This window comes from Vibrio sp. 10N.286.46.A8 (assembly GCF_041470165.1).
GTDB lineage: Bacteria > Pseudomonadota > Gammaproteobacteria > Enterobacterales > Vibrionaceae > Vibrio > Vibrio tasmaniensis_A.
Window position 1 is genome coordinate 6158 of the sequence record NZ_JBFRLX010000126.1, and the last position, 13334, is coordinate 19491.

Annotated in this window: 8 protein-coding genes; all 8 read right to left on the reverse strand. The window is 44.5% G+C overall.

The genetic code is table 11. From position 1 onward, the window contains the following. Positions 1–219 precede the first annotated feature (219 nt). A complete protein-coding gene (gene secF / locus AB4232_RS13335) occupies positions 220–1143 on the reverse strand; it encodes a protein translocase subunit SecF (RefSeq protein WP_371726854.1) in 924 nt (307 codons plus the stop codon). A 2-nt stretch (positions 1144–1145) separates the two neighbouring features. Continuing rightward, a complete protein-coding gene (gene secD, locus AB4232_RS13340; RefSeq protein ID WP_372087312.1) occupies positions 1146–2945 on the reverse strand; it encodes a protein translocase subunit SecD in 1800 nt (599 codons plus the stop codon). A gap of 273 nt (positions 2946–3218) precedes the next feature. Beyond that, positions 3219–3701: a hypothetical protein gene (locus AB4232_RS13345; RefSeq protein WP_372087323.1), complete on the reverse strand. Its 483-nt coding sequence runs from the start codon at positions 3699–3701 to the stop codon at positions 3219–3221. Positions 3702–4005: 304 nt separating this feature from the next. Further along, positions 4006–6786, reverse strand: coding sequence for an insulinase family protein (locus AB4232_RS13350; RefSeq protein ID WP_269335341.1), 2781 nt, complete (start codon positions 6784–6786; stop codon positions 4006–4008). A gap of 326 nt (positions 6787–7112) precedes the next feature. Continuing rightward, positions 7113–9875, reverse strand: a complete 2763-nt coding sequence (locus AB4232_RS13355) for a M16 family metallopeptidase (protein WP_372087313.1) — start codon at positions 9873–9875, stop codon at positions 7113–7115. A 189-nt stretch (positions 9876–10064) separates the two neighbouring features. Further along, positions 10065–10931, reverse strand: coding sequence for a LytR/AlgR family response regulator transcription factor (locus AB4232_RS13360; RefSeq protein WP_372087314.1), 867 nt, complete (start codon positions 10929–10931; stop codon positions 10065–10067). A gap of 72 nt (positions 10932–11003) precedes the next feature. Next, complete coding sequence (locus tag AB4232_RS13365) at positions 11004–12038, reverse strand: sensor histidine kinase (protein WP_372087315.1); 1035 nt, start codon at positions 12036–12038, stop codon at positions 11004–11006. Beyond that, complete coding sequence (locus tag AB4232_RS13370; protein WP_372087316.1) at positions 12038–13330, reverse strand: hypothetical protein; 1293 nt, start codon at positions 13328–13330, stop codon at positions 12038–12040. The genes AB4232_RS13365 and AB4232_RS13370 overlap by 1 nt, the downstream gene beginning before the upstream one ends. Between the last annotated feature and the right edge of the window lie 4 nt (positions 13331–13334).

Consider the following 13334-nt stretch of genomic DNA (forward strand, 5'->3'; position numbering starts at 1 on the left):
TCTACTGACGTCATCTAAACATACTTCATATAATTGGGGCTCGCCTGCTCAATCCATTGTTTTTTTGAAATAGCCTCTCTTTTAACTAACTGACTGACTCTTATAAAAAATAAAGCCCTTCGTCTTGCTACAAACGAAAGGCTTTGCTGAACTCACTCGTTAGTCAATGAGGACTAAGGCTGAGCGCTATCCAATTAGAAAACTTAAGCAATCAGGAAACTAAGGATACTCACCCTCAACTTCTACTACTGGTTTCACCTGATAGTGACAAGGCTGTAGGCCAAGTAACTTGGGCAGTGTGATACCGACCGAAACGGAAGACCACGTACCGCTGACAATACCTACAACCAGTGCAATCGCGAAACCTTGCAGCGCGGCTCCACCCAGTAGCCAAAGCGCAGATACGGTAATTAGCGTTGTTCCTGAAGTCACCATGGTGCGTGAGAAGGTCGCTTTAACCGATTCGTTAAGCAGGTTATCAGTATCACCGTTTGGGTTGCCGCGCAGCATTTCGCGTACACGGTCGGCGATGATGATCGAGTCATTCAATGAGTAACCGAGAATCGCTAACACGGCCGCCAACACGGTCAGATTGAACTCAAACTGAGTAAAGGCGAACAAACCTAAGATAAGCGTCACGTCGTAAATGATTGCAGCAAGAGCACCAAGTGCCAAACGCCATTCAAATCGTACACTCAGGTACAGCATGATCATTAGGAAACACACCAATACCGCCAAGCCACCTTGGTCAACCATGTCTTGACCCACCTGAGGGCCAACCACGCTGCTGTTCAGTACTTTTACTTGGTCACTTACAGAAGACAAAGCATCCACTAAGTTTGGCTGTGGCGCGTCTGTCAGTTGGCTGTAACGAATTGTCCAGCGATCCTGTTCTGCCATACCAACCACTTGTACGTCTTGTTGGAAAGCCGTATCAAGTTTGGTTTTTAACGCATCTTTGGTTACTTGATCAGAGAGTTGAACCTCGGCAACCACACCGCCAGTAAAGTCCAAGCCCCAGTTAAAACCTTTCACTGCCACCAGCATCACAGAGCTCATGAACAGCACAATAGAAATCACAGACATCACCTTACGAAGGCGAGTCATGCTGCTGTTTGAAATAGTCATATTTGAAATACTCATGCTTAAATCCTTACGTCGTGGCGTTGGTCACGCCCCCAAACCAAATTGATGATCGCTCGTGAAGCAAAAATGCCCGTAAACATACTGGTTAGAAGACCTAAGCCCAGTGTCAGAGCGAAGCCCTGAATCGGTCCATTACCAATGGTATATAGAGCCACAGCAACGATCATGGTGGTGACGTTAGCATCGAAAATTGACGAGAATGCGCTATCGAAACCACGATCGATAGAGCTAGCAAAGCTGCGCCCTTCTTTCATCTTGTCTCGAATACGCTCGAAGATAAGCACGTTAGTGTCCACCGCCATACCAACGGTCAGTACTAAACCCGCAATACCCGGCAGAGTTAATACCGCACCCGGTAGCAGCGCAATCAAACCAAACAATGTGGTCATGTTAACCACCAATGCGCCGTTCGCGATCCAACCTAAGCGGCGGTACCATAGCGCCATAAACGTTAGCGTAAGGCCAAGGCCAAGTGCCAAAGCAGCAAAGCCGTTAGTTACGTTTTCAGCACCCAAAGATGGGCCAATAGTACGTTCTTCAATGATGGTCACTGGCGCAGTCAATGAACCTGCACGTAGCAGTAACGCAAGCTCTTGTGCTTCAGCCAAGCTGCCAGCACCAGTAATTCTGAAACGACTACCCAGTTGAGACTGGATGTTTGCCACACTGATCACTTCACTGTCTTGCTTGCTGTTGCCCGCTCTATCACGACTGTATTCGCTGTACACGGTTGCCATTGGCTTACCGATATTATGGCGTGAAAACTCAGACATTTTCTTACCACCAGAAGAATCTAGGGTAATATTTACTTCTGCGCTGCCCATCTCACCAATGCCACTACGAGCATCGATAATGTGTTCACCGCTCAGTACTGCTTTGCGAGCGACAACGACACGATTGCCATCTGAATCTTTCAGTGTTTGAGTATTGCGCGTTGCATTGTCGTAAACAGAGTAGAACGCCAAAGATGCGGTTGCACCAATCACGTCTTTTGCTGCTGCAGGGTCTTGAACACCTGGCAATTCAATACGAATACGGCTTTCACCTTGGCGTTGAATCGATGCTTCTGTGATGCCTAATTCTTCAATACGGCTGCGCATGATTTGCAGGTTTTGTTGAACGGTTAGGTTGCGGAACGTTCTTTGCTCTTCTTCAGACTGAGTTAACGTCAGTGACTTATCTGAACGATCACGCAGCCAATGCGGGAACTCTTCACGAATCAGTTTTTGTGCTTTTTCGAAATCGGCGTCGGTACGGAAATCAAACTGAACTTGGTTGTTGACCACTTTACCGCGTGCATAACGCACCTGACTGGTCACCTCGTCGACCATCGCTTGCGCTTGTGCGTGGTAAACCGGTTCCATGTCCACTTCTAATAAGAACTGCACACCACCACGTAAATCAAGACCTAGCTGAATCGGCGCAAAGCCCATGTCAGTCAGCCATTTAGGTGCTGCAGGCTCCATAGCAAGCGCAACCGTCGCGTTGTCGAGGAAGCGCTCATTAAGCACTTCTTTGGCTTTCGCTTGTTGCTCCGCATCTTCTAAGATCACCACTAAACGTTTGTCTTTTTGAAAGGCTGATTTGGCTTGAATGCCTTCGCTAGCAAGATATTGCGTCACTTGAGTAGCGTCGATCGTCTGCTCAGAACGGTTACTGATTTGAACCGAGGCGTCTTCGCCAAACCAAGAAGGTAGAGCGCTTAGAATCATGATGATGATGGTGGCGATAAGCACCACGTATTTCCACTTTGAGTAGTGGTTAATTTGTTTTCTTGGAATGCGTTTTTTCACAGTCAAGATCTCTTCTTTTTACCAATCACCGTAAACACGTGCTCAAAAATAGCGCCGGAATAAAGCAGTGATCGAGCATTTTAACCAGCTAGGGTGACCAGTTATTTACTGCGATTGGTATAACTAATGTTTTGCGAACACGAGCGACGACTAGTCACAACCAGAGCAAACTGATTGAGTAATAGTGAGGCTAATAATTGTGTGTCGCTATATTGGGTTAATTGGCGAGTTCAACGAGCGCGAGGCGATCATCGATACGACCAATTTAAGGTCAAACGATTAGCTAAGAAGTTCTCGGAAATGCGAGTATTGAATGTTGCCCTCTTTCCACCCAGAAAGCCGGGAGGACGGAGAACTCACAATGCTGGTCCAGTGCTGCTTGGAATCCAACAACGGCGTGTTGAAGAGCAGAGAAGCCAGTAATGAAGGGGGTGAAAAGTCGATCAGTAGATGATAAGCAGGCTCAAGATCGGCCACGCTTTCTTGCTCGTTACTGAGCATACGTCTGAAGTTTGCAGCTTGGAGGCTCGACTCGGTGTCATGATAGTTGGAACTGTCACCATAAGGCACGGCACCAAACGGAACCTTATCGCACTCTAAGTAGCTCGACGGATTATCCGTAGTGGCTTGTTTACACTGTTTTATCGAGGAAGATTGTTCATTCTGCGAAGATTGCTCTTGAGCCGAATGAATTTGGAATGGCTTAGAAGGAAACGAATAGCCGTTAGAATTCACTAAGCCAAAGCTCAGTAAAAACAACATTAACACTAATCGGGTACCTAGTTTAAGCAATTAACAATAATCCTGAATGGTAAACACTGCGACAATATATAACAGCTATGAAAGTTACAATTGATTTAGAAACACAACAGAACACATTTGACACTACGCTGACAATTGCTGACCTCCTAGCGCTGTATTCACGCATCCAAAGTCGTCAAAAAACAAAAAGCCAAGCAATGAATGCTTGGCTTTAATGGGGTATTTGTCGAAGCACTTTTGGCTATCGTTTTCACGCTCTACTTTAGGCTTTAGGCTTTAGGCTTTAGGCTTTAGGCTTTAGGCTTTAGGCTTTAGGACGCATGATGTTCTTAACCTTACGGCTGTTCTCACCAAAAATACGTTGGATAAGTTGATTCATGTCTTCACGAGAAATCGAGTTAACCGTCGCTTTCACGTTAAACAAAGCTTCTATGCCATAGTCGTACAAAAGATAGCGAGAGACGTACCATGCTTGGTCAATAGTGCTATCATCTAAAGGCGTAAAATCCCCTTCTAATTGCTTGCCCGCAACTTGAAGTTCGCCTAGTGAAACACCGAGTAAAAGATCTGCAACCACTTTATCAATCGCAACTTCTATCTTATCGACATTTTTAGGGTCAATCATCGATCCAATAAACAAGTCATGGCTAGTTTCACCATCTTGAGATGCATAGTAAGCATAAGGTGAGTAATCTAGACTTAAATCTTCACGTATGTAAGTGTCTAAACGAGTAGCAAGTACGCGTAGCAGTAAGTCTTCCATAAAGACATCTTTCGCAGTTTGCCCCCTTACCACACTAGTACTAGCGGAAGGTTCAGCAATCACTCTTAGCGTATACTCGGTACTATTGGCACTGTTGACCTCCAGATCAATGATCGCTTTAGATGGGTGCTTATACTCGACGTTAAAGTCAGGCACGTCGGCTTTTTCCAACAGAATAGAAGCCAAATATTGTCGAACGAGAGGTTTCAGCTCACTTGGGTCAATATCGCCCACAATAACCAGTTGGTTATTTCGCAATTGACCGAATAACTGTTGATGCACATTTTTTACATCCTCGATGGTAACAGCTTCTACACTTTTACCATCGAGTAACACATGATCGCTGTTCGCTTGATACGTGTTTTGATTTATAGCATAAGTGAACTGACCAGCAGAGCTTGCTAAGTAGGATTCTCGATTTTGAATAAACTCTTGTTTAACCGCCTCAAGTTGATCTGGTAATACTTTAACCGATGTAACGATCGCGTTGAGTGCGGCAAAAGCTTCACCTAAGCCGCTATTGTTGAGTCTAATTTCGACGCCATGACGAGTAGAATCGATAAACGGATAAACCTGAATATCTTCACGATCAAGGTGGGCATCAAGCTCCGTTCCAGTAAAATCACCAACGCCACTTCTACCGATAGCAGCAAGAGCCAGCTCTGTCGCTGGATAGAGACTAGGATCTAGAGCCGCCTTACCACCTAAGCTTGTGTAGTAAATACCTACGTCATCACTAGCAAGAGAATCACGCAAGTACCACAAATCAACGCCATTACTTAACGTCCATTTTTGAATGTATGGGTCGACAGATATTTGTTCAACCAACACAATATCGCCTTGCGAACTCGGCACAGCAAAAGTGCTGCCCGCCGCAGCAACCAACGGCGCGTTTCCCACCTGGCTATAAGTGGCTTTTAAGCTATCTAAAGAATTGTTGATTTCGGCTCTATGTTCAGTCTTATTCATGCCAATGATCATGAAATAATCACCAGAAAGTATGCTTTTTATATTGTCATTAATCGCTTTAAGACTGAAGTTGGAAATGAAATCTCCCATACTGGCCTGATAATCTTTCTGTGATTGAACGATTCGGCCAGTCACTAAAGCACTTGCTTTGTTGTTCGCGTGATCGACACCATCTTCTTTATCCCAATCATGCTCAATATTATCGAGTAAGTTTTGGTAGTAGTGCTGCTCACCGACGATCTCCGCCTCCGACACACCGTAATCACGTAATGATGCCAACGTCGAGAGCATCTTTTGCTGTGTCACTTCACGACTTCCGACTGGAAACCCAATGCTTGTTGATAAATAAAGCAGAGCGCCTATTTCAAGCCTGTCTGACGCTATCCATTGAGTAGGCAAAGCCGCATCATTAAATACCGCCTCGAGTCGTTGTTGAATCAATAACTGGGAGGTTTCATCCAACCAACGTTGGTGCTGTTGATCGTGAGTTTCAATGGTGTTTGAACCTCGGTTAAACGCCAATGCAATACTTGGGGCTTCTCTCTTCGTATACTCAACATAGTCACCTTCGTTGAAAGTGGTGACTTTCTGTTTTAATGGTTTAGGCGTTTCACCACGCTGCCAGCTAGAAAACTTCGCTTCGATTAATGGGATCACGGTTTCGATATCCACATCACCCGAGACAACGAGCTCTACGATTTGTGGTTGATACCAAGTCTGGTAAAAGTCGGTTAGGGTTTGAGAAGTGGCATTTACAACCGATTCTTTAGTTCCCAATGCGTCTTGATATTCATACGGGCTACCTTCAATAAAGTGGTCATGAAACACTTCTGAGAATGATTTATCATCAAGACGAGCCATACGAAACTCACCAAGAATCACTCCCTTTTCCTTTTCAACTTCTGAACTGGCGAGATCCAATCCATCACCGATGTCTCGCATCCACGTTAGGGCTGACTGTAATTGGACGTTATCGGGTAAATCTAGCTCATATACCGTCTCTTCATAAGAGGTATAAGCATTAATATCATCACCAAAACTAGCACCTGCATCTTCAAATAGTCGAATCACATCGTTTTGCGAGAAGTTCTTACTGCCATTAAATGCCATGTGTTCGACAAAATGCGCATAACCTTCTTGTTGACGAGTTTCTTGAATAGAGCCTGCATGTACGACTAAACGAACAGAAACTGGCGCTTCATGATCAGGGTAAACATGATAGGTAAAGCCATTATCTAGTTGGCCTGAAGTCCAAGCCGGGTCCGGTTGGATGAAGGTGTCAGTCGTTTTGGATGTTGAACTACAGCCAACCAAGGTAAGGCATATTGCCGTCGCTAAATAATATGTTTTCATAACAACCTCTTAATGTCATTCATCGACAATATACAGCTTGAGTTAATGATTATTATTTAATACTGAACCGAATGAGTATCTTTGTGATCTGGATCTTTATTTTATAAATTGCACTCAGTTATATAAGGCGCAAATTACGAGCATTTAAAAGTCAGTAACTAGTTTAAAAGTGACAAGCTTGAAAGTGATGAATTAAAAAGTAACGAGTTTAAAGACTAACCCTAACCCAAATAAAAAAGCCAAATGACGGTGCATTTGGCTTAGATTCGACATCATATATTCAGGGTGAAAGCGACTTTTCTGAAAAGTCACTTTACTCAATCAGCTTAACTTTGTGGCCTTAACAAATTCTTCAACTGGTAGCTGTTATCTCCAAAAATTTCTTTAGCATACTCCGTCATATCTTTACTAGAAATTGAATCTGTCGTTCCCTGTAAGTCAAACAGTGCCTCAACACCATAGTCATGAATTATGTAACGTGAAATAAACCAAGCTTGTTGCGTGGGCTTATATTGAAGTGGCGTGAGGTCAGCCACTAGCTGTTTAGCTGCGGTTCGAGTCTCACCTTCAGAAATGCCTTTAACGGCTTCAGCAATAACTTTATCAATCGCCTGTTCTATCTTATCTGAGTTCTCAGGCGCAGCTAAAGAGCCGACCAACCAGTCATAACTTGGCTCACTGTCTTGAGATACCGAATACACAAAAGGCGCATAATCCAAGCCTAACTCTTCACGAACGTAAGCCGTTAGGCGGCTCGACAATACACGCTGCAGCATATCGTCCATGAACACATCCTTTGCTGTTTTCTCTCGAGCTTGCTGAGAAATAATACGTAATAAGTACTGGCTGCTGTCTTCATTATTGATAGATATATCGATTCGTTCTTTCGAATCAGTGCTATAGGCAACTTGATAGTCAGGAGACACAACGGCTTCCAATGGCAATGAAGCAACATATTGGCGTACGAGAGGCTTAATTTCAGATGGTTTAATATCAGCAACGATGACAAGCGTATTGTCTCTTAACTTCTGAAAGAGTTGGTGCTGAACGTCAAGTATATCTTGAGATGTCACGGCTTCAATATCTTCACTTTCCAGCATGATATGACGACTGCTATCTTGATAACTATTATGGTTAACCATTTTCATAAACTGACCCACTGGTGTTTCTAGATAAGCCGTGCGATCTTGTGCAAATGCAGATTTCACAGCCTCAAGCTGATCGCTGTCAATTTTAGGTTCGGTCACAATGGTATACAGCGCAGCTAAGCCTTCTGCGAGCGTCTTTTTCTTAGTGCTTATTTCCAGCCCATGATGAGTAAAGTTGATGAAGGAATAAATTTGGATGTCTTTGCGTTTCAAATGGGTATTTAATTCCGATCCACTGAATTTACCAACACCACTACGGATCGATGCCGAAATCGCCACCTCTGATGCAGGAAATAAAGAAGAATCTAGTGCTGCTTTTCCACCTTCACTCGCATAATAAACACCAACATTATTACCCACCTCAGGGTTTCGTAAATACCAAACCTCAATACCATTACTCAATGTCCATTGTTGTAAGTTAGGATCCTCGCTCACCTGAAGTTGTTTCACAATGTCGCCTTGAGATTCTGGCACGCTAAACGCAGAACTTGCGGTAACAAGCAGTGGTTTATTACCTGTCTTTTTATAGGATTTTCTGACATCTTTTAGCTCGTTATCCATTGCTAGCATGTCTTCCTTAGACGATAAACCTAACCCCAAAATATAAGGGCTGGAAAGCAAATCATCTAAGTTATCATTCACGGCCTCGAGATCCGTATTCGCAAGAAACGTTTTCAAGCTCGACTTATAATCAAGCTGTGATTGAACGGGTTGGTTAATCACCAATGCTGTCGATTTACCATCAGCATGAGCCACAGCATCCATTTGATCCCAGTTTAGTTGAATGTCGTCAAGGTTCGCTTGGTATTGCTGAAGCACACTCGCCAACTCATATTCACTTACGCCATAGTCACGCAAAGAGGCGAGAGTAGAAACAAACTGCTGCTGACTTTGCTCTCGGCTATTAACAGGAAAACCGACGGTAGTAATCGAATACCTTTGGTATTCTAATAAGTAGGGTGTTGAAGCAGCCCACTGCACAGGTAACGCAGCGTCAACAAAGTCAGAATTCAACCTTTGTTGGATAAGTTGTTGAGCAATATCATCTAACCAAAGCTGATGTTGTTGCTCATGGCTCTGTATCACTCTTTCCCCACGGTCAATGACTATCCCGATGCTCGGTGGCTCGACACCAGATCCATACGCCACAAAATCTTGAGTATTGTAATCCACTGACGTGTTCTTCACGGGAACCGGTGTTGTGCCTCTTTGCCAATCAGAGAAAGTCTCTTCAATCAAAGGGATCACTTCTGCCAATGTGATATCACCAGAGACAATCACTTCGGTTAACTGAGGTTGATACCAGGTTTGGTAATAGTTCTTTAATTCTTGAACATTCGCTTTAGAAACGGATTCTTTATTGCCAATAGGATCGTTACTTTGGTAAGTCGTCCCTTCAACCAGATGATCGTAGAATTTAAACGAGAGAGGTTTATCTTCAACTCGCGTGTATCGAAACTCCCCAAGTATCACACCTTTCTCTTTTTCAATTTCAGCTTCGGACAGCAGTAAACCATCGCCAATGTCTCTAAACCAAGCCAGCGCTTTATCTAAATTCTTATTGTCAGGTAGATCTAACTTATAGAGGGTTTCTTGATAAGAGGTGTAAGCATTTAAGTCTGCACCAAAACTGGCACCAGATTGCTCAAATAGCTCGACCACCTCATTTCCTGAAAAGTTCTTGCTGCCATTAAACGCCATATGCTCAACAAAGTGGGCGTACCCTTTCTGTTGTTCGCTCTCTTGCAAAGATCCGGCATGCACGAGTAAGCGTACCGAGACCGGTTGTTCTTGGTCAGGGTAGACATGGTAGGTTAATCCGTTATCTAACTCTCCTTTGACCCAGTATGGATCGGATTTCAATAACGTTTGTTGTTGAGGAGTAGAGCTGCAACCTAGCAATGTGGAGCTCAATACGACGACTAAATAGTATGCTTTCATAACGATCTCTTTGAAGGGCTTTCCTCCAATATATTCGATCGCAATAGCATAATAATTTTATATAAATTCAGTCATTTAAATTTTGAGAGACAATCTAAACATGCATGAAACTGTCAACTTTATAAATTACACAATCTGATAGTCATAGGTTATAGATCGGGTGATTTCACATCCCTTAAAACTGATTTATTAAATTCCCTTAAACAGGGCTTGCGAGGCGCGGCTGATCGGTAGCTTTTCGCCTGACACATACGCCGACATTTGGCCAGAGAGCCCTTTCTTCACCTTATCAATGGCCGACACTTTAACCACCACCGAGCGGTGAATCTGCCAAAACTCATCTGGGTTAAGCTGGGCGATCAACTCTTTTAGCGACACGCGAAGAATAAACTCCTCTAGCAAACCGCCTTGGCCTTTTTTGAATATCGACACGTACTTGTCTTCCGCTTTGAAGTAAGCAACATCATCGACGGCGATAAGGTGAATGTCTTCTCCGACACTGGCTTTGAGCCACGTGAGATGTTTCTTCTGCTGTTGATAAAGGGGCTGCGATAGATAAGGAGGCTGCGTTTGCTGTAACGTCGATTGTGATAACTGTTGAAGCTGAGCCATTAACGCCGTGATATCGGGCTGTTCTGCCGTAATACCTGATTGTGTTTGATTGCTCGACAGACGTACTTGAACCTTCTGACAGGTAGCGAGTAGACGCTCTTCGTTGATTGGCTTCAGCAGGTAATCCATCGCATTATGTTCAAAGGCTTTAACTGCGTATTCGTCATAAGCCGTAATGAACACAATCAATGGCGGCGAATCTAGCTTGTTGAGTTGTTTCGCTAGTGATATTCCATCCAGTTCAGGCATACGAATATCGAGAAAAGCCACGTCGGGCTTAAGCTGCTGAATACTTTGCATCGCCTCCAAACCGTTTTGTGCCTTACCGACGATCTCTAACTCCGGCCAAACCTCAGCCAAACTCTTGTCGAGATGGTGCCTTAACAGTGCTTCATCGTCTGCGATAATCGCCGTTACGCTCGGCTGTATTGCTGGGTAGTTCATGGTTAGTCCTTTAAATTCACACTGTAAATCGTCTATTTTTCGTCACTGTTCTGTGCTTTCTGGTCTGTAATTCTAAGCGGCTGCGTCAGTCAGTGGTAACAAGATCGTAGAGACTACCCCTCCCTCAGCTTGTTCAGTAATCGTTAGGCTCGCCTTATCGCCATAAAGGGTTTCAATTCTTTGACGAATATTGCTTAACCCAACACCATGCCCCGTATTCGCAGAAGGTGTTTTCAACCCTGCACCACTGTCTGACACTTCAATCTTCAACTGCTCGGCTTGTTGAGTAATACGGATATTCACTTGGCCACCCGCCGCTTTGGGTTCGATACCGTGCGTGAGTGCATTCTCGACCAAGGGTTGAATCAAGAACGGGGGAATCACCTGCAAATCGCTAATCTCGTGTGTTTCAATCGAGAACGCTAAGCGCTCACCCAAACGTATCTTTTGGATATTAAGATAAGCGTCTAACAAGTCGACCTCTTGTGCGATGGTCGATTGCTCAGTGCGGCTGTTTTTCAAGGTCACACGCAACAAGTCGGTGAGCTTTTCGAGCATCAACTTGGCTTTCGCGCTATCACTCTCTATCAACACATTGATGGTCGCAAGTGTGTTGAATAAGAAGTGCGGTTCAATTTGGCTTTGCAGTTGCTTAAGCTGACTCAGCACCACCACCTTTTCTTGATCGGCCTGACGACGCTTGGCCACTTCCAATTCGTTATCAGCGCGCAGTTGTTGCTCTCGGGTATAGAAATAGTAATAACAAACCGAACAGAAAATCACACCGAGCAACACCACAGATTTAAGGTCCGAGATATTGGATCCAAAATATCCGTTCAACCAATAGTGCGCGTTCAAGGTACCAAATGTCATCGCGAACACCATTGAGATACCCACTTCAAGCGTTCGGGATGTCCTCTTAAACAACTTCACCAAGATGAAAGAAGAACCTACCGCGCTGTAACCAAAGCCAAAACTGATTGCCAGGTTAACCGTTAATCCGCCGCCCCAAATCGTATGGGTTGTTATCGCAATAAGAACACAAAATAGCGTGGTGAACGCGAAGCTTTTAATCCATGAAAACCGACTGTGTGATGAAGTGTCCATTAAAATCGTCCTTTGATATTTAAGAGAATCATATGACTATCGGGTAAGTTGGCGTAAGCAGAATCACTTTTACCGCCTAGAAAGCGTGCAGCAAGTTCCAAATCCAATGATGAATCGCCATTATCTAAAGCCTGATAGTTAAGCCATTGAGTCGCAATAAAGCCGCCGTCTTGGGGAGACAGCATGACATCGAATGTTGGCGTGATATCTTCAAGCCAGCCATGTGTCGAATCCAGAGACCAGTGAAACATGATGTTGTGTTGAACCAAATTGGCGTGCTGATAGCCTTGCGCATAAGAACCTGCCAATGAAGATGTCATCGGATTCACCGACAAAGACTCTGCACTTTCTATTGCACTTTGCCATTCTGAGTTACTCCAAGCACGGCTATCAAACCAGTATTCCAACACCACATTGTGGCCGGTGTCATTCGCCAATGTTAATCCTGCTAACGCTTGATAAGCCTCGCCCTGCTCTTCGAGATAAACCGGTTTAAGCAGTGAGTTAGGCTGGCTGTAGCCAAGGCTTTGTCGTTGATAGACAACAGAGCTATGAAACTCCCAAGCGAGGTTCAACACCGACACTAAACTCGCCCCAAGTAAGCCGTGGCGTACATCGTCATAATAAGCGACCCATTGATATTCATGATCGCCCACTAGATTGTAACGACGTACCCCAAACCCTTGTTGCTGATTCTGCTTTTCGAATCCATTCACGTCCTGAGAAGTCCACGAAGAATCACTGTAAAGCAGTGTCCATTCTCCTGTCATATCGAACAGTGACGCCGAGGCAACACCTGCGCCCTCTTCTGCGACAATGCCCACTGGATTTTGTCGATAAGGCTTGATGATGTCTAACGGTCGATAACCATAACCCACGCCCCAATCCAAACGAACCTTGCCAAGCGTGACATCGAGGTAGTGATCACCAACGACTGAATTAGACAGCTCGACACCACCTTGCCAGAACAACTCACGCACAATAAATTCAGATTCAAAGCTTGCGCCTTGTTGTTGAGGGTTATTGCTTAGAATATCGTTGGCTTTCACTGCGAACAGACCAAGCCAATTACCATATCCAACCTCTAGATCCAACAAGCCATTCAAAGACTGACGATTATCAGATGGTAAAGGGCTGAATGGCGACTCTCTCGATTCAACGGCTTCTGCACTCAATTGCCAGTCCCACGCCAAGCTCAGATCGTCCGCTTGAATCGTGTTACTCACACAAGACAAGGCGAGCAAAGTCGCGATTGAAGACTTGATGTGGAATCGGTGATTGGAAGCTTTCATAACG

Coding starts and splice junctions, on each gene's coding strand:
- AB4232_RS13365 (WP_372087315.1), bottom strand. CDS start 12,038: ATGGACACTTCATCACACAGTCGGTTTTCATGGATTAAAAGCTTCGCG.
- AB4232_RS13350 (WP_269335341.1), bottom strand. CDS start 6,786: ATGAAAACATATTATTTAGCGACGGCAATATGCCTTACCTTGGTTGGC.
- secF (WP_371726854.1), bottom strand. CDS start 1,143: ATGAGTATTTCAAATATGACTATTTCAAACAGCAGCATGACTCGCCTT.
- AB4232_RS13355 (WP_372087313.1), bottom strand. CDS start 9,875: ATGAAAGCATACTATTTAGTCGTCGTATTGAGCTCCACATTGCTAGGT.
- AB4232_RS13345 (WP_372087323.1), bottom strand. CDS start 3,701: ATGTTGTTTTTACTGAGCTTTGGCTTAGTGAATTCTAACGGCTATTCG.
- AB4232_RS13360 (WP_372087314.1), bottom strand. CDS start 10,931: ATGAACTACCCAGCAATACAGCCGAGCGTAACGGCGATTATCGCAGAC.
- AB4232_RS13370 (WP_372087316.1), bottom strand. CDS start 13,330: ATGAAAGCTTCCAATCACCGATTCCACATCAAGTCTTCAATCGCGACT.